This window comes from Paraburkholderia bonniea, from assembly GCF_009455625.1.
In the GTDB taxonomy this organism is placed as follows: domain Bacteria; phylum Pseudomonadota; class Gammaproteobacteria; order Burkholderiales; family Burkholderiaceae; genus Paraburkholderia; species Paraburkholderia bonniea.
In genome coordinates this window covers 673,748-698,054 of record NZ_QPEQ01000002.1, presented here as the reverse complement: position 1 = coordinate 698,054, position 24,307 = coordinate 673,748, and the positions used below count along the sequence as shown (strand labels likewise).

Annotated in this window: 16 protein-coding genes; 8 read left to right on the top strand and 8 right to left on the bottom strand. The window is 61.1% G+C overall.

Going from position 1 to position 24,307, the window contains the following annotated elements:
- Positions 1-107: 107 nt before the first annotated feature.
- The 5 genes from GH656_RS16780 to GH656_RS16760 all read right to left on the bottom strand — a co-directional run bounded on the left by GH656_RS16780 (position 108) and on the right by GH656_RS16760 (position 8,204).
- Positions 108-509, bottom strand: a complete 402-nt coding sequence (locus GH656_RS16780; protein ID WP_153077167.1) for an ectoine synthase — start codon at positions 507-509, stop codon at positions 108-110.
- 88 nt (positions 510-597) lie between these two features.
- The gene (locus GH656_RS16775) at positions 598-1,965 is read right to left on the bottom strand and encodes an amidase (RefSeq protein WP_174769813.1); all 1,368 of its coding nucleotides are present in this window, start codon (positions 1,963-1,965) and stop codon (positions 598-600) included.
- A gap of 30 nt (positions 1,966-1,995) precedes the next feature.
- Positions 1,996-3,147, bottom strand: a complete 1,152-nt coding sequence (locus tag GH656_RS16770; protein ID WP_174769812.1) for a branched-chain amino acid ABC transporter substrate-binding protein — start codon at positions 3,145-3,147, stop codon at positions 1,996-1,998.
- Between the two features lie 612 nt (positions 3,148-3,759).
- Positions 3,760-7,419: an FtsK/SpoIIIE family DNA translocase gene (locus GH656_RS16765; RefSeq protein ID WP_153077386.1), complete on the bottom strand. Its 3,660-nt coding sequence runs from the start codon at positions 7,417-7,419 to the stop codon at positions 3,760-3,762.
- Between the two features lie 284 nt (positions 7,420-7,703).
- Positions 7,704-8,204 carry an META domain-containing protein gene (locus tag GH656_RS16760; RefSeq protein ID WP_153077385.1) on the bottom strand — a complete coding sequence of 167 codons (501 nt, stop codon included), beginning with the start codon at positions 8,202-8,204 and terminating at the stop codon, positions 7,704-7,706.
- A 296-nt stretch (positions 8,205-8,500) separates the two neighbouring features.
- Between GH656_RS16760 and purT the strand changes: the two genes are divergently transcribed.
- The 6 genes from purT to GH656_RS16730 all read left to right on the top strand — a co-directional run bounded on the left by purT (position 8,501) and on the right by GH656_RS16730 (position 15,571).
- Positions 8,501-9,721 carry a formate-dependent phosphoribosylglycinamide formyltransferase gene (purT, locus tag GH656_RS16755; RefSeq protein WP_153077164.1) on the top strand — a complete coding sequence of 407 codons (1,221 nt, stop codon included), beginning with the start codon at positions 8,501-8,503 and terminating at the stop codon, positions 9,719-9,721.
- A 110-nt stretch (positions 9,722-9,831) separates the two neighbouring features.
- Positions 9,832-10,044: a DUF6726 family protein gene (locus tag GH656_RS16750; protein WP_153077163.1), complete on the top strand. Its 213-nt coding sequence runs from the start codon at positions 9,832-9,834 to the stop codon at positions 10,042-10,044.
- Between the two features lie 58 nt (positions 10,045-10,102).
- On the top strand, positions 10,103-10,492 hold the full coding sequence (locus tag GH656_RS16745; protein WP_153077162.1) for an MliC family protein: 390 nt from the start codon (positions 10,103-10,105) through the stop codon (positions 10,490-10,492).
- Between the two features lie 90 nt (positions 10,493-10,582).
- The gene (locus GH656_RS16740; protein ID WP_153077161.1) at positions 10,583-12,235 is read left to right on the top strand and encodes an acetolactate synthase large subunit; all 1,653 of its coding nucleotides are present in this window, start codon (positions 10,583-10,585) and stop codon (positions 12,233-12,235) included.
- Between the two features lie 143 nt (positions 12,236-12,378).
- A complete protein-coding gene (locus GH656_RS16735; RefSeq protein WP_153077160.1) occupies positions 12,379-13,815 on the top strand; it encodes an aldehyde dehydrogenase family protein in 1,437 nt (478 codons plus the stop codon).
- 292 nt (positions 13,816-14,107) lie between these two features.
- A complete protein-coding gene (locus tag GH656_RS16730; protein WP_153077159.1) occupies positions 14,108-15,571 on the top strand; it encodes a DEAD/DEAH box helicase in 1,464 nt (487 codons plus the stop codon).
- Positions 15,572-15,653: 82 nt separating this feature from the next.
- On the opposite strand, the gene gluQRS is transcribed toward GH656_RS16730, so the two are convergent.
- Together gluQRS and GH656_RS16720 are read right to left on the bottom strand one after the other, a co-directional pair.
- A complete protein-coding gene (gluQRS, locus tag GH656_RS16725) occupies positions 15,654-16,538 on the bottom strand; it encodes a tRNA glutamyl-Q(34) synthetase GluQRS (RefSeq protein WP_153077158.1) in 885 nt (294 codons plus the stop codon).
- 12 nt (positions 16,539-16,550) lie between these two features.
- Complete coding sequence (locus tag GH656_RS16720; protein WP_153077157.1) at positions 16,551-17,495, bottom strand: sulfurtransferase; 945 nt, start codon at positions 17,493-17,495, stop codon at positions 16,551-16,553.
- A gap of 361 nt (positions 17,496-17,856) precedes the next feature.
- Between GH656_RS16720 and dnaE the strand changes: the two genes are divergently transcribed.
- Entirely contained in the window at positions 17,857-21,429 is a 3,573-nt protein-coding gene (gene dnaE, locus GH656_RS16715; protein WP_153077156.1) for a DNA polymerase III subunit alpha, read from the top strand.
- Between the two features lie 9 nt (positions 21,430-21,438).
- Here the strand turns inward: dnaE and GH656_RS16710 are convergent, their stop codons facing one another.
- The gene (locus tag GH656_RS16710) at positions 21,439-22,206 is read right to left on the bottom strand and encodes a glycosyltransferase family 2 protein (protein ID WP_153077155.1); all 768 of its coding nucleotides are present in this window, start codon (positions 22,204-22,206) and stop codon (positions 21,439-21,441) included.
- 337 nt (positions 22,207-22,543) lie between these two features.
- On the opposite strand from GH656_RS16710, the gene msbA reads away from it, so the two are divergent.
- The gene (gene msbA, locus GH656_RS16705; RefSeq protein WP_153077384.1) at positions 22,544-24,307 is read left to right on the top strand and encodes a lipid A export permease/ATP-binding protein MsbA; all 1,764 of its coding nucleotides are present in this window, start codon (positions 22,544-22,546) and stop codon (positions 24,305-24,307) included.

The following is a 24,307-nucleotide window of genomic DNA, read 5'->3' as shown; positions in this document are numbered from 1 at the left end:
GCAGGCGAGTTCACCCACTAGCCATGGCGATCAGGAACAGAAAAATCCCTCCAGCTCCTGATCGCCCAAACCCAAACCCAACACCAACACGAAGCCCTCCCTTCTCCCTAATCCACCCCCACGCCACCAATTGGCGCATAACTACCATCATCCTCATGCGTCTCATCGCCCGCCAGTGGCGGATTGAATACGCATACCAGCCGTAAGTCTCCTTTCAGCGCCCGCAAAATATGCCGGTCATGTTTGTCGAGCACATAGATCGAGCCTGGGCGTAGCGGGTACGTCTTGCCAGTCGCCACATCCACGACTTCTCCTTCACCCGCGAAGCAGTAATTGGCTTCGATATGGTGTTTGTATTCCAGAATTTGTTCCGCGCCTTCGGCAACGGTGGTGTCGTGGACGGAGTAGCCCACGTTGTCGGCGGCGACGATCAGGCGTTTGCTGTCCCAGCCGGGGCCGCTGGCGTGGCGGGAGGTTCCGGTGGTTTCCTGCACGGTTCGAACAATCATCAGGGTTCCTTTGTTTAAGTAATAGAGGGAGCTTGTTTGAAGCGAAAACGAAAACGCAGCGAAACGATTGGCATCGCGTGGCCCGGTGTTACCCCGTCCATGCGAGCGCGTGTTCCGTTTTTCGTGAAATTTCCAGCAAATGTGTATCGAAGTGTCTGCGCCCGGTGAGCAGAAGGCCGGATGCCACGGGCTGATGGTTCAGGCGGAGTGGCAGCGACAAGCTTGGCGCGTCGATCCGGTTCGCTAGCTCGGTCAGGCTGAAGCTGCGGGCGTTGAGCTGAAGGTAGGCGTCGGGCGTTGCCAGTTCTTCGATGCGGGGTGGCAGGAGTGGCACCGTTGGGGTGAGCAGGGCGTCGAACGCGGTGATCTCGCTATCGAAGCGCTGCGCTAGCTCAACTAGCTGCGCCTGGCCGGCAAGGTAGCGGTGCGCGCTGATGTGTTCGCCTTGCAGGATGCGTGGGCCAACCCGTGGGTCATACAGCGCGAGTTTCGTGTGAATCCAGTGGCGATGTGTCGTGTAGGCATCGGCCACGATGATGCCGCTTTCCAGCGCGATTCTTGAGGGTGCCCGTAGGTCGCTAAAGGTGTTGTCGATGATCTGGGCACCGTAGCGTTTGAGTGTGGCGATGGCGTGGTCGAACGCTTCAAGCACCTCTTCCTCCACGTGTTCCCTGGCAAAGTCGCGCGGCACGGCAAAGCGCAGGCCGCTGAGATCGGGTGCCCGGGGTGGCTCGCTATATGTCTCATAGCCCTCGGCCGCCAGGTTGCGGGTGCCGTTATTGCTATCAGCGCTACCGAGCCCCAACACGCTCGCGGCTCGCTGGAGGGTGGTGACATCACGCGTCACTAGCCCGGGCACATCGAAGCTCGTCGAGAGCGGGATCAGGCCTGCGGTGCTAATGCGGCCGCGCGTGGGCTTGAAGCCGACGACGCCGCAAAACGCGGCTGGAATCCGCACTGAGCCGCTGGTGTCCGAGCCCAGCGCCAGATCGGCGAGCCCTCGCGCCACGGCGGCCGCGCCACCGGAGGTCGAGCCTCCGGCGATGCGTCGTTGCTCTGGGTCGAGTGGTGTGCGAGGTGTGCCGGTGGTTGAATTCAGGCCTAATGCGCCAAACGCGAATTCGGTCATGTTGCTGTGCCCCACCAAAATTGCACCGCTGCGCCGGAGTTGCGCGACTGCGGGGGCGTCGCTGAGTGCGGCGGGTTGATCGGCCAGCACCGCTGATGCGGCGTCGGTGACCCAGCCCGCGACGTCAAAGCATGCCTTGACGGTCAGTGTCACGCCGTCGAGTGGCAAGCGCACACCACTGGCGGCAAGCTGGTCGCGTGCTGCGGCCTCTACATCAGCCGCAGCGAAGCGTTCGCGCAGATAAATCTGTTGCAGGTCGTCACGCGTCGCGGCCTGGGCGATGACGCGTGCGACGGCTTGCTGGTTGATGTCTGGTGCGCTTGCCACGGAAACTCCTGAATGAAATGCCATCGGGTGTTACTGCGCTGCATTAAGAATCTTGATGCCGTCCCAGTGGCTGCCTTTCAGGCGGTACACCGTGTAAGGCGAATTCGCCAGGTCACCGTGTGCATCGAATGCAAGCGGGCCAGTGACGCCTTTCAGCCTGGATGCTTTCACCGCTGCCAGCACTTTGGCGGGTTCCGCTGATCCTGCTGTGAGCACGGCATTGAGTAGCACCGTTGCAGCGTCATAGGCGTAGGGGGCCTGGAAGCCTTGTAGGCGAGTCTTGAAGCGTGCTTCGTAACGGCTGGCGAAGTCGCTGGCGGGGAGCTTGTCGGCGGGCAGCCCTGGCTGAATCGTGATGGTGCCTTCGCCGTCGCCGCGCGCGAGGTCAACGAAGATGTTGTTGTTGAATCCCTCGCCAACGAGCGTGGCCTTGAGGCCGAGGCTGCGCATGCGGCGTACCAGTTGCGCGGCCTGGGCGTCGAAGCCGCCAAACACGATCACATCCGGGTTGGTACCGCGAATTTTCGTCAGGACAGCGCTGAAGTCGATGGTCTTGTTGGTGACGTATTCACGCGCGACGATCTTGCCGTGATTTTTCAGCAGTGTGGCTTCTACGCGGTCGGCTAGCCCTTGGCCAAAATCGGTCCGGTCATCAATGATCGCTATCCGTTTGGCACCCAGTGAATCCAGTAGATAGCGGCCCAGCGTTTCGCCCGCGATGGCATCCTGGCCGACGACCCGGAACGTGGTCGGGTAGCCCTGTTGGGTATATGACGCGCCGGTTGAGCTTGGGCTGATTTCGGCGAGGCTGGCATTGCTGTAGGTTTTCGACGCGGCAATGCTGCAACTGGTGTTGAAGTGGCCGACCACGCCCGCGACGCCGGTATCGACAAAACGCTGGGCAATTTGTGTGGCGATGCGTGGGTCGCTTTGGTCGTCCTGCGCGTCGATTTCGAATTTCACGGGCTGGCCATTGAGCTTGGGTGCGCGGCGGTTGGCGTCATCAATGGCGAGGCGGGTGGCGTTTTCCATCTCCTTGCCGTCGGCGGCGGATGGGCCTGTGAGCGGCGCGGCGAAGCCGATCTTGATGATTTGCGGGCTGGCGGCGAATGCGCCTGGTGCAGCGGTGAGGCCTATGGCGAGCAGCGTGGCGGCTGACGAGAGAGAGAAAAAGCGCTTCAAGATGACACTCCATGAGCAAATCTAATGAACGGATCAGCCGATCTGATGAGTCACGCCAGGCGTAATGCGCATGCGTTTTGCATCGGGCAGGTGACCAAGAATAGAGAGATGGTTCCCGGCCGACAAACAAGAAAGACCGATAAGCTAATTCCACCGGTTGCGGGTGACGAGGGTGAAAGCCTTATGGGGTAAGGCTAAGCTGCGGATGGCGGGAGTTGGCGCGGCAGTGGAAGGCGAGACGGAAAGCGTGCGCGTGACTGCGGCGCGGCGTCACGACGTCACGGCGATGGCCGTGGGTGTGACGTGGGTGATGGGTGACTAGCGGCGGGTGAGGCGGTGTTTTCGCGGCGTGCTGGACCGCGATGGCAGGGATCTTCAGGCGATCAGGTGGATCGGATAAGTCAGGCGATTAACGATGCGCGCTTGTTGCAGCCGAAGTTAGTTGCGAGCGGCTCACTGCAAACAGGGCACCAGCCATCGGCCACGAACCTCCAACCCCGCTTGCAACGTAACTAGCCATCATTTCGGTTAGCAACAAGTTCGCTGCCGTTGTCTGCCGTTGTGCCGCGCCTGCCTGCTTGTTAACTCACTAACCCGCACCAGCCAGCGAGCTTACTCAGCCGGACCCGGAGCGAGCACTTCACGGCTGCCATTGACGCCCATCGACGACACCAGCCCAGCGGTTTCCATCTGTTCGACGAGGCGCGCCGCGCGGTTATAGCCGATGCGCAATTGCCGCTGTACCGATGAAATCGACGCCCGCCGGGAGCGCACGACAAACGCCACGGCTTCGTCATAGAGCGGATCGGCTTCGGCTTCCGGGGCGTCGCCAAAGAGGTCTTGGGGAGCCTCTGAGGCTGGGCCGTCGAGGATGCCATCGACGTATTGCGGCTCGCCAAACTGCTTCAGATATTCGACCACCTGATGCACTTCTTCATCCGCGACGAACGCGCCATGCACCCGTTGCGGATAGCCCGTGCCGGGTGGCAGAAACAGCATGTCACCTTGCCCGAGCAGCGATTCCGCGCCCATCTGGTCGAGAATCGTGCGCGAATCAATCTTTGACGACACCTGGAAGGCCACGCGTGTCGGGATGTTCGCCTTGATGAGGCCGGTGATGACATCGACCGAGGGCCGTTGCGTGGCCAGAATCAGATGGATCCCCGCTGCGCGAGCTTTTTGCGCGAGCCGGGCGATTAATTCTTCGATCTTCTTGCCCGCGACCATCATCAGGTCGGCTAGCTCGTCGATCACCACGACGATCAGCGGCAGGGTGGCGAGGGGTTCGGGTGCTTCGGGTGTCAGCGAGAACGGGTTGCCGAGCTTGCGGCCTTCGGCCTCGGCATCGCGCACCTTCTGATTGAACCCAGCCAGATTGCGTACGCCAACCGCCGACATTAAGCGGTAGCGTTTTTCCATTTCGCCGACACACCAGTTGAGCGCGTTGGCGGCGAGTTTCATATCGGTGACGACGGGTGCGAGCAGATGCGGGATGCCTTCGTACACTGAGAGCTCAAGCATCTTCGGATCAATCATGATGAGGCGCACTTCTTCGGGCGTCGCCTTGTACAGCAGCGAGACGATCATCGCGTTGATCGCCACGGATTTGCCGGAGCCTGTCGTGCCTGCTACCAGCATGTGCGGCGCACGTGCCAGATCCGTGACCACGGGATGCCCGGTGATGTCCTTGCCCAGCGCGATCGTGAGCTGGGAGGGCGAATGCTGATACACACCTGCTTCGAGAATTTCCGACAGGCGAATGGTCTGGCGTTGCGCGTTGGGCAGCTCCAGCCCCATGCAGGTTTTACCTGGAATGGTTTCGACCACGCGGATCGAGGTGAGCCCCAGCCCGCGCGACAGGTCTTTCATCAGGCCGACGATCTGGCTGCCACGCACGCCGAGTGCCGGTTCGACTTCGAAGCGGGTAATGACCGGCCCCGCCGATGCGCCCACCACGACAACTGGCACTTTGAATTCCTGCAGGCGTTGCTGGATCAATTGACCGGTTTCTTCGAGCTTGGCTTCGGAGACGGGTTCCACGTCGCTGGATGCTCGCGCCAGCAAATCCAGTGGCGGCAGTTCGACGGGCGAAGCGGCCAGTGCCTGGAATTCAAACGCATCGGCTGGCGCAGCGCGTGGCGGTGGGGGAGGGGGGCTGGTAAATGTAGATGTGGATGCTGCGGTGCTGGTGTGTGGCTGGGGGGTGTTGGATGGGCTGGCTGTTTCAACGGTCCTTGTGGCTGGCTCAGATGAAGCGGCCAAATCTGGCGTGGCTGCGCTTTCGGGCTGCTGTGCTTGTGTTTGTGTTTGCGCTACGGCAGCGGTGATGGGTGCTTCAACCGCAGGGGTATCCCATGGCGCTGTGGTGGCTGACGTGACAACGGGTGATGAAACGTGACTGGCCGCAGCCGCTGGCACGGCGATGAAGCGGCTTGTGTCAGGTGCAATGTGTTCAACGTGCTTATCAGGCTGAACGGTAGCCGCCGATGAACGCATGGGTTCAGGCGTGGCCGTGACTGTGCTGTGTTCTGCGTTCAGGTGAGGGGCAACGGGCGTAAGCGGTGCAGCAGAAGCGACAGCAGAAAAGGAGGCCACGGCGGCCGTGCTGGCGGGCGGTGCGTTGTCCGGGATTAGAACTTCAGGCTGAACGGTAGCCGCCGATGAACGCATGGGTTCAGGCGTGGCCGTGACTGTGCTGTGTTCTGCGTTCAGGTGAGGGGCAACGGGCGTAAGCGGTGCAGCAGAAGCGACAGCAGAAAAGGAGGCCACGGCGGCCGTGCTGGCGGGCGGTGCGTTGTCTGGGATTAGAACTTCAGGCTGAACGGTAGCCGCCGATGATGCAGGCGGCTCCGGCCGTACAGACGGTTCTTGCCGCACCTGGCGTTCAGGCTCGACGGTGCCTGCGGCAGATGTAACGGGTGCGAGGCTGGACGCTTGGGCCGGCTCGGAGTTCGGCCGCATCAGCGTGGTCCAGCGCGCAGTGCTTTCCTTGATGCTGAGCAGCTTTGCCTGCACGGCGTCGGGTGAGGGTGCAACGGGTGTGACAGGTACCGCAGACGCAGTAGGTGCCGCAGCCACAGCAGGCGGCACAGCACTAGTCTGGACGAGGTTCGGGCGGGCAGCCGTTTTTGCTGCCAGCGCCGGGGTTGTCATCTGGGGCTGAAACGAGCTTGCCTGGACGGGCACGGGGTGCGGCCTGGCTGATGGTGCCCCGGGTCGCGTTAATGGAGCAGAAACAGAAGTTGCGATGGTGTTGAGCGGAGTAGCAGAAGCGGTTGCCGCAGATGGCGTCTTTAGCGGGCTGGTGAGACGGGGCGATGCGCTGTCGTTGCCTGCTGCGTTACGAGCGGTGCTTGCTGCACCACCGAGGCTGTTCGCCGTGCCCGGAAGATCTAAAACAGGAGGCACACGACTTACCACGTTCGCCACGGGTTCAGCGGTTTCCTGGTTGAGCCAGCCAGCGGGCGCGACCGGTTCGGCAGGAAGCTGCGGACGTGTGCCTTCGGTGCGCGGATGAAGCGCTGCCGCCTGGTGTTCCGCCATCGTGGCCAGGCTGCGCTGCTTGAGTTCGGCTAGCCGCTGGTCTGGAGATGGCTGGCCCGGTGCGGCAGTAAGCGGTGCTGAGCCCGGGGAGTTGAAGCTGAACGGTGTTTCTGCGGCATGCGGCGATGCAGTTTGGCCTGTTGCCTGATGCGTAGCCGATATCGTGCGGCGCGATTGTGCCGCTGCTGGATCGGGCCGCCAGCCAAGCGGCCGGGTGCGGCGTTCACGGCGCAGCGCCGCAAACCCAGTTGGCGCGCCCGCTGCGCCAGGCGTTCGTGGTGAGCTTGCTGAAGGTGCCGGAAAGGGAGTGCTGTCGCTGGCGTGACGGCTGCGCACGACCGCATCGCGTTTCGTGAGGCTGTTCATCAAGCCGAGGCCAAAAGCGTCGTCAATCCAGGCCGCAACCGGCATCCAGCGAAACCCCACCAGCCACGGCAGGCTTACGGCCAGCAAGGCCGTGGCCAGTAATGGTGTCACCACTGGCCCGCTCAGATGAACAAGGCCGAGCGCCAGCACAGCGCCGAAGCCATTGATGCCCGGCTGGGGCAGGAGTGACGCCTCCAGCACGCAACTGGCGAGCAACACACACACAAAGCCAAGCCAGAGCCGGATCGTGCCTGGCCCACGCAAGCCAGAACCGCCAGGCAGCACCGCGCGCACCAGATGCCAGAAAAGAGGAAGAAACCAGATGGCAGACCCGCCGAACCAGCTAAAAACAACCATGTGCATGCTAGACATCAACGAATGACGGCAAGACGACAACACCAACCGTCGGGTTTAAACCGGCGAAGCAGGATGCTTCGGAAGAGAGGGGGACTGTGTGGCTATCAGCCGGCAACGGGTGACCTGTGCAAGCCCGTGCGGTGCGCTAGCTCAAATGATCAATGGCCCTCATTGACTCTCAATGGCGCATAAATAACGCATTAATAGTGGATCAATAGCGGATCAATGAAATGCCCCGTTACCTTGAGCCGCCCACACTGCACGAGCAATCTGGGCGGTGTGACTCAACCTCACTGCTCGTGGCGGCTGAACGAGAGCGTGGCACCGTTATCGAGAATCAGTTGCAGCGCTTGGGGCTCGCGCATTTGCACGCCGGTGCGGGCGATATGCGCCAGCGCGTCGAGGTACGGCGCTTCAAGCTTGCCGCCTGCGCTGCCAGGACAGGCCATCCGGGTGCCGGCAAGCGGCCCGAACGAGAGCTTGCCATCTTTAAGCGTGTACATCCCCATATAGCGGTTGCAGCCGGAATAACCGCTGGCGCGGCGCTGGCCGTCATCTATCGAGAGTTCAAGCGTGATGGGTTCGCCGTTATCGCCATGGGGCACTTCACGCAGGCTGCCATCGGCCTCAAGCCAGCGGGTCAGCTCCCAGCGAGTGTTGTCGAGCAACTGGGTGGCCGCCTGATTGAATGGATCGGGTGCCGTTGCGCTGGCATCGGGATGAGTGGGCATAGTGCAGGCAGAAAGAAAGGTGGCAGTGGCGAGGAGCGCGAATGAGCGGCGCGGCCGCATGCCAGGCAGATGGACGAGGCGCGTCAGAAGGCGTTTTGGCAAAGCCAAACCTTGAACTGCACGCGCAAAACACGTATCGAACATGACAGCAATCCTGTTGAAACTGGCGAAGGCGTAAGGGTAACGCACTCCATGCAAAGGAAGCGAGCGGCCAGGGCTGAGGCGCTACGTTCTTGTCGCCGTTGCCGACGACAGCACGACAGCACGACATCGACATCGGCCGAAGCCACTTAAATCACTTAAATCGCTTACCCTTGCTACCTTTCTCATCCCCCCGGATTCGACCAGGAGACCGTATGCAAACCGGCCAGCGGCTTGGCACCCCTCTTTCTCCTTCCGCGACTCGCGTAATGCTGCTGGGCGCTGGCGAACTCGGCAAAGAGGTCATCATCGCGTTGCAGCGGCTTGGGGTCGAAGTGATTGCGGTAGACCGTTATCCACATGCGCCTGGCCATCAGGTTGCCCATCGCGCGCATGTGATCGACATGACGGACGCTGCAGCGCTGTATGCCCTGGTTGAGCAGGAGCGCCCGCATCTGGTGGTGCCCGAAATCGAAGCCATCGCCACCGATGCCCTCGCGCAAATCGAAGCCGATGGCCTCGCGGAAGTGATTCCCACAGCCCGTGCGACACAACTCACGATGAACCGCGAAGGCATTCGCCGCCTGGCCGCCGAAACCCTCGGTTTGCCCACTTCGCCGTATGCGTTTGCCGATTCGCTCGATACCTTGCGTGCCGGAATTGCCCAGGTGGGGTTCCCCTGCGTGGTGAAGCCGGTGATGTCCTCGTCGGGCAAGGGGCAGTCGGTGCTGAAGTCGGATGCGGATATCGAACCCGCGTGGCAGCATGCGCTCGCGGGTGGCCGGGTGAATCACGGGCGTGTGATTGTCGAAGGCTTCGTCACGTTTGATTACGAAATCACCTTGCTGACTGTGCGTGCCCGCGAGCCCGTGAGCGGTGCCTTGCATACCGCGTTTTGTGAACCGGTGGGGCATCTTCAGGTGGCGGGCGATTATGTCGAATCGTGGCAGCCGCAACCTATGCCGCCACTGGCGCTCGCCCGCTCGCGTGAGATCGCACAGCAGATCACGAGCGCGCTAGGTGGACGCGGGTTGTTCGGCGTCGAGCTATTTGTGCGCGGCGATGAGGTGTGGTTTTCCGAAGTCAGCCCACGGCCGCACGATACCGGGCTGGTCACGCTCTGCTCGCAGCGCTTTTCAGAGTTCGAGCTGCATGCGCGGGCGATTCTTGGCTTGCCAGTCGATACCACACTGCTCGCACCGGGGGCGTCGGCGGTGATTTATGGCGGGCGCGACGAAGTGGGCATCGCGTTCGAAGGCATCGCGCAAGCGCTGGCGGTGCCGCAGGCGGATCTGCGTTTGTTTGGCAAGCCGGAGAGTTTCGTGCGGCGCCGAATGGGAGTGGCGCTGGCAACTGGTGCTACCACGACGGAAGCTCGTGAACGCGCCCGTCAGGCGGCTGCCGCCGTGCAGCCAGTTAGCGGTCAGCCGGCCTGAAACAGCAAGGGTTCAGTTATTCAGTTAAGCAGCACCGTTCACGCGCTTGTCATACCGGGCCTCTGACGATGTTTTTTCACGCAGCAGATATTCCATGAAGGCCAGGCATCATGATTGAGCATCAAAATCCCCCGTCCTTGCACCGCAGGCTGCTGCGCGCGGTTGCGCTAGGCAGCAGCATCGCGCTGCTGCTGGCTACGGCGGGTTGCGGTTTGTTTGCCGCACCCTGCCGGGTGGCGTCGGCGGGGCTGAAAATCGTCCCGCTGGTGGGCCATATCGCGGCCGCGCCGACGGATGTATGTGCCGATGTGATTGATCCATGACCCGTGTTTTCACACGGGTTTTTGTTTTGATGAGGTGAATGACCAAAGGAGGGTTCCGATGAAACGAGGGTTGAGCGCAACGTTGGCAATAACGGTAAGCGTGGGTGTGGCATGTGCCTTTTTGCTAGTGCAAGCTGCGCGGGCCGCGCCTTTGCGGCTGGCGGAAATCCAGACCAGCGGCCAGAAAATGGTCAACCAGTACACCTGTGCCAGCGGCAAGAAAATCCAGGTGACATATCTGAATACGGCTAACGGGCAGAGCTTCGCACTGGTGCCAGTCAAGGGTCACGCTCTGCTATTCGTCAATACGCTTGCCGCGTCCGGGGCGAAGTACCAAGCCAATCAATACGTCTGGTGGACCAAAGGCCCGCATGCGGATCTCTACGATTCGAGCGCCGATGACAACGCGCCACCTCTGCTGTCCGATTGCGTGACACAGCAGCCCTAAACCTGCGACAGGCCATCACCACCGCTTCGATCTTCCAGCTGGCCTCCGTTCATCAACACGCACGCCTGCGTGCGTCAACCGAGACTCCGCATGAAAGCCTCCGATCTGTTCGTCAAATCACTTGAAGCCGAAGGTGTCGAGTACGTGTTCGGCATTCCGGGCGAAGAAAACCTCGATTTGCTTGAATCACTGCGCCGCTCACGCATCCGTCTGATCCTGACGCGCCATGAGCAGGCAGCGGGCTTTATGGCGGCCACTTATGGCCGTCTCACTGGGCGCACCGGTGTGTGCCTGGCGACCCTGGGCCCGGGCGCGACCAACTTCGTCACGGCCGCAGCCTATGCCCAGCTTGGCGGCATGCCGATGCTGATGGTGACTGGGCAAAAGCCGATCAAGTCCAGCAAGCAAGGGCATTTCCAGATTGTCGATGTGGTGCGGATGATGGAGCCGCTGACCAAGTACACGCGCCAGATCGTCTCAATCGGCAATATTCCGGCGTTGGTGCGCGAGGCGTTCCGCCAGGCAGAGGAAGAGCGGCCCGGCGCAGTGCATCTGGAATTGCCCGAAGACGTGGCGCACGAAGAGGGCGACGGCAAGCCGATTCCAAAGAGCTTCAGCCGCCGCCCGGTTGCGGAAGAAAAAGCAGTGGCGCATGCGGTGCAGGCAATCGCGGGAGCCCGTCATCCGCTGCTGATGATCGGCGCGGGCGGTAACCGCAAGACCACGCGCAAGATGCTGCGCGAATTCGTTGACCAGATCGGCATTCCGTTTTTCACCACGCAAATGGGCAAGGGCGTGATCGACGAATCACACCCACTGTGGCTGGGGAACGCCACGCTCTCGGATGGCGATTTCGTGCATCGGGCCATCGAACACGCTGACTGCATCATCAACGTCGGCCATGACGTGATCGAGAAGCCGCCATTTTTTATGCGCGGCGCGGAGGCTGACGAGAAAACCGTGATTCATGTGAATTTTCTCGGCGCGCAGGTTGATCCGGTGTATTTCCCGCAGATCGAAGTGGTCGGTGATATCGCCAATGCTGTGTGGCAACTGAAAGAGTCGCTGAAGCAGCAGCCGTCGAACTGGGATTTCACTCGCTTCACCGAGATCAAGCAGCATTTCGAAGCGCATCTGGCGCATGGCCAGAAAGACAACCGTTTCCCGATGTATCCGGTGAGGATTGTTCAGGACGTGTACGAAACGACCCCAGTCGACGGCATCGTTTGTCTGGACAACGGCATGTACAAGATCTGGTTTGCGCGCTATTACCGCGCGCACGAACCGAACTCACTGTTGCTCGACAACGCGCTGGCGTCGATGGGCGCGGGGTTGCCGTCGGCGCTGGCAACCAAGCTGGTGCATCCAGAGCGCAAGGTGATGGCGGTCTGCGGCGACGGCGGTTTCATGATGAATTCGCAGGAACTCGAAACGGCCGTGCGTCTGGGGCTCGACCTCGTGGTGCTGATCGTGCGCGATGACGCGTTCGGGATGATTCGCTGGAAGCAGGAAAACATGAATTTCCCGGATTACGGCATGACGCTGCATAACCCGGATTTCGTCGCGTATGCGCAGAGCTACGGCGCGCATGGCCATCGCATCAACGCCGCAGAACAGTTCGCGCCGTTGTTGCGCGAATGCTTTGCGACGCCAGGGGTGCATGTGATTGATCTGCCGATTGACTACTCCGACAACGAACGCGTGCTGAACCGCGAAATCAAACGCCTCAGCGCGCAGTTGTAGGCCAGGCCTGCGAGGCCAGCGAGGCCTTAGGCCAGCATCAAGCGCCAGGCACTGCATGACGGCGATTCCATGGCGTTACGCCCGTGACTTTGTGACTTTGATTCTGTGACTCTGTGACGAACTAACAGGAAGGAGAACCTGCGATGTTGAAGCCTAGTTACCCGTATTACCTCGCCAACGAAGCTGTGGCGGCGAACACCGATCTCGAAGTGACTGACAAGTTCAGTGGCAAGGTTGCCACCCGTGTGGCACTCGCCGATGCCCGCACCATCGACGCCGCCATCGGCCATGCCGTGGCGGCCCAGCCCGCGCTGCGCGAGTTTGCGCCGTATCAGCGCCAGGCGGTGCTGGAGCACTGCGTGAGCCAGTTTCGCGCGCGTTATGACGAGCTGGCTGAAGCGTTATGCATCGAGGCGGGCAAGCCGATCAACGATGCGCGCGGCGAAGTCACGCGCCTGATCGACACCTTCAAGGTCGCCGCAGAAGAGGCGGTGCGGCTGGACGGCGAGATCATCAATCTGCAGATTTCCGCGCGGGCGAAGGGGTATCACGGTTACGTCAAGCGCGTGCCGCTGGGCCCATGCTCGTTTATTTCGCCATTCAACTTCCCGCTCAACCTGACCGCGCATAAGGTCGCACCAGCGCTGGCGGCAGGCGTGCCGTTCGTGCTTAAGCCTGCCAGCCGCACCCCGGTGGGCGCGCTGATCATCGGCGAAATTCTGGCGCAGACCAATCTGCCCAAAGGCGCGTTTTCGATTTTGCCCGCACACCGCGACGGCGCTGATCTGTTCACCACGGATGAACGCTTCAAGCTGCTGTCGTTTACCGGCTCGCCCGCCGTGGGCTGGGCGCTGAAAAACAAGGCGGGCAAGAAAAAAGTGATTCTGGAGCTAGGCGGCAACGCGGCGGTGCTGGTTGACCAGGATCAGCATGACAAGCTGGATTACGTTGTGGAGCGGCTTGCGTTTGGCGCGTTCTATCAGTCGGGGCAAAGCTGCATTGGCGTGCAGCGGATTCTGGTGCACGCCTCGCTGTATGCCGCGCTGCGCGAGCGGCTCATGGCCAAAACCTGTTCGCTGGTGATGGGCGACCCGCAAGACGAAAAGACTTTCGTCGGCCCAATGATCTCCGAGGGTGAAGCAAAGCGTCTGGCGGGCTGGGTGCGTGATGCCGTCACGGCGGGCGCGAAGATCATCGCAGGCGGCAAGGTGGAGGGCGCGATGTTCGAAGCCACGCTGCTGGAAGACGTGCCGCACAACACCGATCTGTATCGCAAGGAAGCCTTTGGTCCGGTGGTGATGCTGGAATCTTTCGACGATTACAGCAGCGCGCTGGCCGCGATCAACGACAGCGATTTCGGCCTGCAGGCAGGCATCTTTACGGATTCGCTGACGCATGCGCACCAGGCGTGGGATCAGCTTGAGGTCGGCGGCGTGGTGATCAACGATGTGCCGTCGTTCCGCGTCGACAACATGCCTTACGGTGGCGTCAAAGATTCAGGGCTAGGCCGTGAAGGCGTGCGTTACGCGATTGAGGACATGACCGAGCTGCGTTTGATGGTGATACGAGAGAGCCGTTGAAGGCCGGGGCCAGACCAGCCAGGCGCTCGCGCGGAGCGCCTGGACCAAGGTGCTACAATCACGCGCTTTTCCGGCGGATGTTTGCCGCTGACCGGAGCCGGCCGCAGGGCGCATGGAGTTGATGCGCTGCATTTGATTCGCTGCGGTGGTTTCCCAGACGGTGTACCGGTCGTACTGATTCCCGCCTATTCCGAGCCCGTCCGGCACGCCGTGGCTCCATCTCTATCCTGATGCTCTTTGCGGCTCCAGCCGCACACTGCGCGCAGGCGCATTACCTAGCGAAACCGCCACCATGTCCGACACAGCCGCACTTCCCACGTCCACCATTACGTCGTTTGACCAGTTCGGTTTGGCCGACGACATCCTGAAAGCCATTCACGAGCAGGGCTATACCGTGCCGACGCCGATTCAGGCCCAGGCCATCCCCGTGGTACTGGCTGGACGCGACATGATGGGCGCGGCGCAAACCGGCACGGGCAAAACCGCCAGTTTTTCGCTACCGATCCTGCAACGCCTGCTGCCGCACGCCAGCACCAGCACTTCACCGGCGCGCCACCCCGTGCGTGCGCTGATTCTCACCCCAACCCGTGAACTGGCTGACCAGGTTGCCGCCAATGTGCTGGCTTATGGCAAGCACACGGCGTTGCGTAGCACGGTGGTGTTTGGTGGGGTGGATATGAATCCACAAATGGCTGAATTGCGCAGCGGGGTTGAAATCCTGATTGCCACGCCGGGCCGCCTGCTCGATCACGTGCAGCAAAAAACCGCGCAACTAGGCCAGGTGCAAATCCTGGTGCTGGATGAAGCCGACCGGATGCTCGACATGGGTTTTCTGCCCGATTTGCAGCGCATCCTGAATCTGCTGCCAAAAGAACGTCAGACGTTGCTGTTTTCCGCCACGTTCTCCGGCGAAATCAAAAAGCTCGCCGCAACCTATCTGCGCAACCCTCTGACTATCGAAGTGGCGCGCAGCAATTCGACCTCGATCAACGTCACGCAAATCGTGTTTGAAGTGCCGGAAGGTGACAAGAGCAGTGCGGTGGTGCAGTTGATCCGCGAGCGCGGCCTGAAGCAAGTCATCGTGTTCTGTAATAGCAAGATCGGCGCGGGCCGCCTGGCGCGGCAACTGGAACGCGATGGCGTGGTGGCGACGGCGATTCACGGCGACCGCACGCAAAACGAACGGATGCAGGCGCTGGAAGCCTTCAAACGCGGCGAGATCGTCGCGCTGGTCGCTACGGATGTCGCGGCGCGCGGGCTGGATATTGCCGAATTGCCCGCGGTGATTAATTTCGATTTGCCATTTAGCGCTGAAGATTACGTGCACCGGATTGGCCGCACGGGCCGTGCGGGAGCACTGGGCGATGCGTTGTCGCTGTGCAGCCCGAACGAGCGCAAGCAACTGGCCGATATCGAAAAACTCATCAAGCGGCCACTGGAAGTGCAGCGCTTGACGGTGGCCACGCCAGTGCGTCATCACCACGAAGAACGCAGCGGCCCACGGCGTGAGCGTGAAGGGCGTGAAGGACGCGATGAGCGCTCAGGACGCCGCCGCACACCAGGAACCTACGAGCGGCCGCATCACCCGCGCCAGGCTCCGGTCGACGAATTTTTCCTCAAGCCTTACGAGCCTTCCCCCAATGCGCGTCCGCTTGACGAGACCGTGGTGGCCGCGCCTAAACCGGTTTCGAAACAGCCATTGGCTGCGTTGCTGGGCGGGCTGGGTATGCCGCGCAAGACGGATTCTTCGTCCTGAGCTGAATTTGAACTTGAATTTGAACTGAATGAATCTGCGGCACCATCTGGTGCCGCTTTTTTTATGGTCCATTGAGGATGGGTTACCGCAGCACGCTGGCCCGCTGCGCCCAGGCCGCCGTCGCCGCCGCGTAAAACTTTTCTAGCGACGCATGCGCCTCCACAGGCAAATCCAGCTTCAGATGCCTGGCTGCTATTTGCAAGGTTGCGAGCGGCGCTGTTGTCTCCAGCGGTTCCGCCCCGGTTTGCTTACTGAGCTTTTCCCCAGCGGCATTCGCCACGACCGGGACATGCAGATAGCGCGGCGTTGCCACGCCAAGGCAGCGCTGCAGGTAAATCTGCCGCGCGGTTGAATCAAGCAGATCTGCGCCGCGCACGATATCCGTGATTCCCGCGTCCGCATCATCGACCACCACAGCCAGTTGATACGCCCACTGCCCATCCGCGCGCAGCAGCACGAAATCACCGACATCCGTGGCCAGATTCTGGCTTTGCGGACCTTGCCAGCGGTCGTCGAAACGCATCACCGCCGCTGCGCCATCCGGCACCCGTAGACGCCACGCGCGCGCTGGCTTGCCATGCAGGCCAGCGCGGCAGGTGCCGGGATAAGCGAGGGTGGAATGGCGCGCATGTGCCTGCATCAGCGAATCAGCGATTTCCTTGCGCGTGCAACTGCACGGATAAACCAGCGCCGCCGCTTGAAGCTGCTCCAGCGCTCGCTGGTAATGCGCGAGACGCTGGCTTTGCCACTGCGGCGGTTCATCGGGATGCAGGCCGAAGCGGGCCAGCGTAGCGAGGATGGCAGCCGCCGCGCCAGGCACCGTGCGTGGGCCGTCGATATCTTCGATACGTACGAGCCAGGTGCCGTGATGAGCCCGTGCATCAAGCCAGCTAGCGAGGGCGCTAACCAGCGAGCCGAGATGCAGCGGCCCGGTAGGCGACGGCGCGAAACGGCCGCGATAGCGCATGACGTTTAGCGCTTAGCGCTTAGCGTCGCCGAGATCGCTAGCGGCAGCAGGGGCCGGGGTGGAGGTTGAAGCGGATGAAGCCGCTTTGGATCGGGTGGTTTTAGCGCTGCCGGCGTGCCGCTCATGGCATGCCGGACAGCTTTTGCCCGGCACATACAGCGGCGAGAGCTGCGCTTCTGGGCTGAGCACCGCGCGGCAGCCAAAACACTGCGCTGTGGCGGTGGGTTCGAGCTGTGGATTGAGCGCGGTGCGGTAATCGAAGACAAAACATTCGCCGTGATAATGCGCGCCGCCCACCTCTTCGAAATATTTCAGAATCCCGCCATCCAGTTGATACACATGGTCGATGCCGATCTCTTTCATATAGATCGCAGCCTTCTCGCAACGAATCCCGCCAGTGCAAAACGACACTACCGTCTTGCCTTCGAGATCTGCGCGATGCTGCTCGATGACGTCGGGGAATTCGCTGAACCGGGTCATGCGGTAATCGAGCGTGTTGTCGAAAGTGCCGACATCAACTTCGAACGCATTGCGCGTATCGAGCATCACTACTGGCCGGCCCGTATCGTCATGGCCCTGATCGAGCCACGCCTTGAGCGTGTGCGCATCGACTGCCGGGGCGCGTCCTAGCTCAGGCTGGATCGCGGGTTTTTTCATCGTGATGATTTCGCGTTTGAGCTTGACCAGCATGCGGCGAAACGGCTGGGTGGGCGACAGGCTTTCTTTGAACTGCAACTGCGTGAACTTGCCTTCGAACAGCGGATCGTGCCGCAGATAGTCGATGAACGCGTGAGCCGCTTCGGCTGTGCCCGCAACGAACAGGTTGATGCCTTCGGGGGCGAGTAACACGGTGCCACGCAGGCCGAGCGCTTCGCAACGCTGGGTGACCAGTGGCCGCCATGCTGCGGTGGCTTCAAGGGTCGCAAACTGATAGGCGGCGAGATTGACGATGCTCATGATGATTCAGCCATAGGGGGCGCAAACAGGTAGCGCGCTCAGGGTTGCAGTAAAGGGGCGAAAAAGAACAGGGAATAACGGGTTAAAAGCGCGGGTTAAAAACGCGGGCCGAAAGCGTAAGTCGAAACGTAAGTAGAAACCGAGTCATCAGACCGCAGTCCCGCAATAAAGGGCCTGTAACCAAAACCATCGCCACCAGCCAGAAGGCCGGGTAGGGCAAAACGACAGAGCCCGGCATTATCCCTCATCCGGGCGCTTTTCCCCTTGTCGCAGGCATGGCCTTGGGCGGCACCACTCAAGTGCCTCCTGGGTGCGCCGCGGCCTCTGGTTTCATCCTGGATTTATCAGAGCGTGGATTACAATGGCGCCCATGTCAGATCCCCGCTTTGTCCATCTTCGCGTTCACTCCGAATTTTCCATTGCTGACGGCATCGTGCGCCTTGACGACATCGTCAAGGCGGCGGCCCAGGACGGTCAGGGCGCGCTCGCGCTCACCGATCTCAGCAATGCCTTTGGCCTCGTCCGTTTCTATAAGGAAGCCCGCAGCAAGGGGGTTAAACCCATTGCTGGCTGCGACGTCTGGATCACCAATCACGATGACCGCGACAAGCCTTCGCGCTTGTTACTGCTGGTGCGCAACCAGCGTGGTTATCTCAACTTGTGTGAGCTGCTCAGCCGCGCGTCACTGACCAACCAGCATCGCGGGCGTGCCGAAGTAGACGCCGCGTGGCTCGCCGATGGCATGGGCGAAGGGCTGCTGGCGTTGTCCGGCGCGCAGTACGGCGATATCGGCGTGGCGCTATCCAATGGCAACGAAGCCGCAGCCAAACGCCATGCTCAGCGCTGGGCCGAAATTTTCCCCGGTGCGTTTTATCTTGAGCTGCAACGCAGCGGCCAGCCCGGTGGCGAGACTTACGTGCAACAGGCGGTGGCGCTCGCCGCCGCGCTCAAGCTGCCGGTGGTAGCGACCCATCCGCTACAGTTCATGATCCCTGACGATTTCACCGCGCACGAAGCGCGCGTGTGTATTTCAGAGGGTGACATGCTGGCGAACCCGCGCCGCCCGAAACGTTTCACCACCGACCAGTACTTCCGCACCCAGGCCGAAATGGCCGCGCTGTTCGCGGATATTCCAGCGGCGCTCGCCAATACGGTCGAAATCGCCCGGCGCTGCAATCTGATTCTCGAACTTGGCAAGCCCCGGCTGCCGCTCTTCCCGACGCCCGACGGCATGTCGCTGGACGACTACCTGGTGCAGCTGTCGCAAGAAGGGCTGGAAAAGCGTCTTGAGCAGCTTTATCCCGATGCCGCTGCACGCGATGCACAGCGTCCCGTGTATAGCGAACGGCTGATGTTCGAATGCGGCACGATCATCGACATGGGGTTTCCAGGCTACTTCCTGATCGTTGCCGACTTCATCAACTGGGCCAAAAACAACGGTGTGCCGGTGGGCCCAGGACGGGGTTCGGGCGCAGGTTCGCTGGTGGCGTATGCGCTGGGCGTGACGGATCTCGACCCACTGCGCTACAACTTGCTGTTCGAACGTTTCCTGAACCCTGAGCGGGTGTCGATGCCCGACTTCGACATCGACTTTTGCCAGGAAGGGCGCGATCGCGTCATTCAGTATGTGAAGCAAAAATACGGTGCCGATGCGGTGTCACAGATCGCCACGTTCGGCACGATGGCAGCCAAGGCGGCGGTGCGCGACATTGGCCGCGTGCTGGATCTGGGTTACATGTTCACCGATGGCATTGCCAAGCTGATTCCGTTCAAGCCTGGCAAGCACGTGACCATCGCCGACGCGATAAAAGAAGAGCCGCTGTTGCAGGAGCGCTTCGATAACGAAGACGAAGTGCGTCAACTGCTGGAGCTGGCCCAGCGGGTCGAAGGGCTGACGCGTAACGTCGGCATGCACGCGGGCGGGGTGCTGATCGCACCAGGCAAGCTGACCGATTTTTGTCCGCTCTACACCCAGGGCGATGACAGCGGCGTGGTGAGTCAGTACGACAAGGACGACGTCGAAGCCGTTGGGCTGGTCAAGTTCGACTTTTTGGGCCTGACCACGCTGACCATTCTCGATTGGGCCGAGCGCTATATTCGCCGCCTTGATCCGTCGAAACAGGACTGGTCGCTGGCCCAGGTGCCACTGGATGATCCCGCGTCATTCTCGATTCTGAAAAAAGCCAACACGGTGGCGGTGTTCCAGCTTGAAAGCCGTGGCATGCAAGGCATGCTGAAGGACGCGCAGCCGGACCGCTTCGAAGACATCATCGCGCTGGTGGCGCTGTACCGGCCAGGCCCGATGGACCTGATTCCCAGCTTTTGCGCGCGCAAGCACGGTCGTGAAGTGGTGGAGTACCCCGATCCCCGCGTCAAACCGGTTCTGCAAGAGACCTACGGCATCATGGTCTATCAGGAGCAGGTGATGCAGATGGCGCAGATCATCGGCGGTTATTCGCTGGGCGGGGCTGACTTGCTGCGCCGCGCGATGGGCAAGAAAAAGGCCGAGGAAATGGCCGAGCATCGCGCGTTGTTCCGCGATGGCGCAGCCAAAAATGGCCTCACGGCAGAAAAGGCCGACGAGATTTTCGACTTGATGGAGAAGTTCGCGGGCTACGGTTTCAACAAATCGCACGCTGCCGCCTATGCGCTGCTCGCGTATTTCACCGCGTGGCTCAAGGCGCATCATCCCGCCGAATTTATGGCTGCCAACTTGTCGCTGGCGATGGACGACACCGACAAGGTCAAGATTCTGTTCGAAGACTGCTTGATGAACGGCATGAGCGTGCTGCCGCCGGATATCAACCAGTCGGCATATCGCTTTGAGCCTGTCGCACCGGCTGCAGGCAAGGCGCGGGCCGATACCATCCGCTACGGTCTGGGTGCGATTAAAGGCAGCGGTCAGAACGCCATCGAAGACATCATCCGGGCCCGCGATCAAGACGGCCCCTTCATCGACCTGTTCGATTTTTGCAACCGCGTGGACCGGCGCATGGTGAACCGCCGCACGGTCGAAGCCTTGATTCGCGCTGGTGCGTTTGACCTGTTGCATGACAACCGGGCGCAGCTCATCGCTTCGGTGTCGCTGGCGATGGAAGCGGCCGAGCAGGCCAGCGCGAACGCGATGCAGGCCGGCTTGTTCGACATGGGCGACGCGCCGTCGCAAGGCCACGAGTTGGTGCTTGAGCCAGCGTGGGCAGAAAAGCAAAAACTCCAGGAAGAAAAAAGCGCGCTGGGGTTTTATCTTTCAGGCCATTTGTTCGATGCCTACCGCGACGAAATCCGCCGCTTTGCCCGGCAGAAAATTGGCGAACTGAAGGAAGGGCGCGACAAGCTGGTAGCGGGCGTCATCGTTTCGCTGCGCACCCAGATGACCCAGCGCGGCAAGATGCTGATCGCGGTGCTCGATGACGGCACCGGGCAGTGTGAAGTGACGGTGTTCAACGAGTTGTTCGAAGCACACAAGGCGCTTTTCAAAGAAGACGAACTGCTGGTGGTGCAGGGTCAGGCGCGCAACGATATGTTTACCGGCGGCATTCGCTTTACGGTTGAAACGGTGATGGATCTGGGCTGTGCGCGTAGCCGCTATGCCGAGGCTCTGAAAGTGCAACTGGGCGGCGACGCTGATGCGCAAGTGTTGCGCCGTTTGCTGCAGGCACATTGCGTGCCGCGCGCACAAGCGGGCGCGCCGCCGCCAGCAGCCCCTTCAGCCTCTCGTAGTGCCCGTCAGGGCTACGGCGGTGACGATCACGCTGGGCGGCGTCAGGCAGCTGCCGCCGCGCCAGCCGGTCTCGCAGTCTGGGTGATGTACTGCAATCAGCGAGCCCAGGCGGCAGTGCAACTGGGTGAGGCATGGCGCGTGATTCCAAGCGACGAATTGCTGGCCGCGTTGCGAGCCGAATACGCGGACAACGCAGTCGAAATCGTTTATTAAGCCAGGCGCTTAGGGCTGATGCGGCGGTTTTTGCTGCAGATGGGCGAGCTTCAGAAACCGGTAATACACGGTTTGCGCGTTGAACACGGCAATCATGAAACCCGCCTGGCCATCGAGAAAACCACGGCGCAGCAAGTAGGTGCGGACGAAAGCCCAGGTCCCGCGCAGCAATGCCTTGGTGAAGCTGCCGCGCTGGCCTGCCGCGTAGCGCTGCTGTGCTGATGCGCTCGAATAGGTATCGAGCTTGCGCAGCACGGTTTCGAAGTCTTCGTAAGAGTGATGCAGCAACTGGCCCGGCAAGCGCTGCGCGGGCGTCTCGAACAGCAGACGCTCGTGTACCAGGTCATCCGAGAAGCGGGCTGCGCCACGGCGAAATAACCGGGGTATCCAGTCGGGATACCAGCCGCTGTGATGAACCCATGTGCCGCAAAAACTCGAGAGCCGGTCGATCGCGTACACCTCTGCCGTGGGGGCGGCGATGGCCGCGCGGATGGCTGCGGCTAGTTCTGCTGAGACAATTTCGTCGGCATCAAGCGAGAGCACCCAGGTGGTGTCCAGCGCATCCAGCGCCCGGTTTTTCTGCGGACCAAAACCGGGCCAGCCTGGCAGTTGCAGCACGCGTGCGCCATGAGCCCGGGCGATGTCGACAGTCGTATCCGTGCTGCCGCTGTCTAGCACTACGATCTCGTCAGCGAAAGCCACCGACTGAAGACATTCGGCGAGCCGAACCGATGCATTGCGCGTGATGAGTGCGACGCCGAGGGTGATTTCTTTCATGCGTTGATGCCTTCGTGCTTGAGGATGCTTGAGCGTGCCTGAGTGCCTGAGGTCCCTGAGGTGCCGGGGAGGAGCTTGATGATGGAGCGTGGCGCATAGCGGGGCATCTGCATGCCGCTACCCGATGCTCAACGCCTGGGCGCGAACGCGCCGCGGCAAGTATACACAGCGTGCCAAACCGTTCTGGCTCGCGGGCAGGCACGGCATTTACAATGCGACGTTTTATTTCCCGCTTAAGGTTCGGCTAGCGTTTGGCCGGACTGGCGGATTTTCAGCCGTGTTTTCAGAGGATGTTGTGAGCGCAAAGCCCAACGTGAAACCAACTTTAAGCAAGCCGATGGGCTCTGGTGATGCGTCATCGCCTGCCGTCGTGATGCGCCGCCTCTGGCCGTATATCAAGCCGGTGATTTGGGTCGTGGTCGCCGCGATTGCCGCGATGGCGGTCAGCGCGGCCACTGACGCAGCTATTCCTGCGTTGCTGAAACCTTTACTGGACAAAGGCTTTGGCGCGCATGCCAGCGACAACGCGAAGTGGTTTGTCCCGCTCGCTGTGATTGGTCTCGCGCTGGTGCGCGGTGTGTCGCAGTATGCATCTGGGTATTTGCTGTCGTATGTATCGAGCAAAATCCTGCTCGAACTGCGCCTGAAAATGTTCGACCGGATGATTCACACCAGCGTGGCGTTTTTTCAGCGCGAAACCGCCAGCACCGTTATCAATGCGATTGTGTTTGAGGTGAACCAGATCCTGAATGTGCTCACCAGTGTGATGGTCACGCTGGTGCGCGATTCACTGACGGTGATCTTTTTGCTGGGCTATCTGTTTTATCTGAACTGGCGTCTGACGCTGATCGTCGCGGTGCTGCTGCCGGGAATCGGCTGGCTGGTGGGCAAGATCAACCGGCGGCTGCGGCGCTTGAACCGCGAGAACCAGTTGCTCACCAATGAGCTGTCCTACATCGTCGAAGAGACCGTTGGCGGCTACAAGGTCGTCAAGGTGAACAATGGCGAGCAATACGAAAACGAGCGTTTTAGCGCAATGAGCCGCCGCCTGCGCGGCTACGCCATGCGCATGACCGTGTCCGGTGGCCTGGCGCAGCCGCTGACGCAATTTCTCGCGTCGATTGCGCTAGCGGTGGTGATAACGATTGCCGTGGTGCAGTCGTCCAACGATCAGACTACGGTGGGGGGGTTTGTCGCGTTCGTGACGTCGATGCTACTGATTATTTCGCCGTTGAAGCATCTGATGGACGTCAACCAGCCGTTGCAGCGAGGCATGACAGCGGCCGAACTGATCTTCGGCCTGATTGACGAACCCGCTGAGCCCACTGGCGGCGGCAGGCCGCTGGAACGTGCCTCGGGTGCGATTGAGTTTCGTGATGTGTCGTTTGTTTACAGCGCGAACAACGCGAGCCAGCGGCATACGCTGGATCAGGTGTCGTTCAGCGTGGCACCGGGCGAGATGGTGGCGCTGGCGGGCCCGTCAGGCAGTGGCAAAACCACGCTGGTGAATCTGCTGCCGCGCTTTTTTGATCCCACTAGCGGGGAGATTCTGATTGATGGCGTGGCGTTGCCGGAATACAGCACGCACGATTTGCGCAGCCAGATTGCGATGGTCAGCCAGGATGTGGTGCTGTTCAACGACACCATCGGCAACAACGTCGCCTATGGCCAGAAGGCTGATGCCGGACGCGTCATCGCTGCGCTGCAGGCAGCCAATCTGTGGCCGACCGTGCAAGCGATGCCCGATGGCATTGATACGCTGATCGGTGACAACGGCACGATGCTCTCCGGTGGCCAGCGCCAGCGTCTAGCCATCGCCCGGGCGATCTATAAAGACGCACCCATCCTGATTCTTGACGAAGCCACCTCCGCGCTGGATTCCGAATCCGAGCGTCATGTCCAGGCTGCACTTGAGACGCTGATGAAAGGCCGCACGACGCTGGTGATCGCCCACCGTCTCTCGACGATTGAGCGCGCCAACCGGATTCTGGTGATGGATGCCGGACGCATTGTCGAACGCGGCAGTCACCGTGAACTGCTGGCCCAAAACGGGCTGTATGCGCATTTGCATCGCATCCAGTTTCAGCAAGGCACGGCTTGA

Coding starts and splice junctions, on each gene's coding strand:
- dnaE (WP_153077156.1), top strand. CDS start 17,857: ATGGCGCCCATGTCAGATCCCCGCTTTGTCCATCTTCGCGTTCACTCC.
- GH656_RS16745 (WP_153077162.1), top strand. CDS start 10,103: ATGAAACGAGGGTTGAGCGCAACGTTGGCAATAACGGTAAGCGTGGGT.
- GH656_RS16760 (WP_153077385.1), bottom strand. CDS start 8,204: ATGCGGCCGCGCCGCTCATTCGCGCTCCTCGCCACTGCCACCTTTCTT.
- purT (WP_153077164.1), top strand. CDS start 8,501: ATGCAAACCGGCCAGCGGCTTGGCACCCCTCTTTCTCCTTCCGCGACT.
- msbA (WP_153077384.1), top strand. CDS start 22,544: ATGGGCTCTGGTGATGCGTCATCGCCTGCCGTCGTGATGCGCCGCCTC.
- gluQRS (WP_153077158.1), bottom strand. CDS start 16,538: ATGCGCTATCGCGGCCGTTTCGCGCCGTCGCCTACCGGGCCGCTGCAT.
- GH656_RS16750 (WP_153077163.1), top strand. CDS start 9,832: ATGATTGAGCATCAAAATCCCCCGTCCTTGCACCGCAGGCTGCTGCGC.
- GH656_RS16720 (WP_153077157.1), bottom strand. CDS start 17,495: ATGAGCATCGTCAATCTCGCCGCCTATCAGTTTGCGACCCTTGAAGCC.
- GH656_RS16765 (WP_153077386.1), bottom strand. CDS start 7,419: ATGCACATGGTTGTTTTTAGCTGGTTCGGCGGGTCTGCCATCTGGTTT.
- GH656_RS16710 (WP_153077155.1), bottom strand. CDS start 22,206: ATGAAAGAAATCACCCTCGGCGTCGCACTCATCACGCGCAATGCATCG.
- GH656_RS16740 (WP_153077161.1), top strand. CDS start 10,583: ATGAAAGCCTCCGATCTGTTCGTCAAATCACTTGAAGCCGAAGGTGTC.
- GH656_RS16780 (WP_153077167.1), bottom strand. CDS start 509: ATGATTGTTCGAACCGTGCAGGAAACCACCGGAACCTCCCGCCACGCC.
- GH656_RS16730 (WP_153077159.1), top strand. CDS start 14,108: ATGTCCGACACAGCCGCACTTCCCACGTCCACCATTACGTCGTTTGAC.
- GH656_RS16735 (WP_153077160.1), top strand. CDS start 12,379: ATGTTGAAGCCTAGTTACCCGTATTACCTCGCCAACGAAGCTGTGGCG.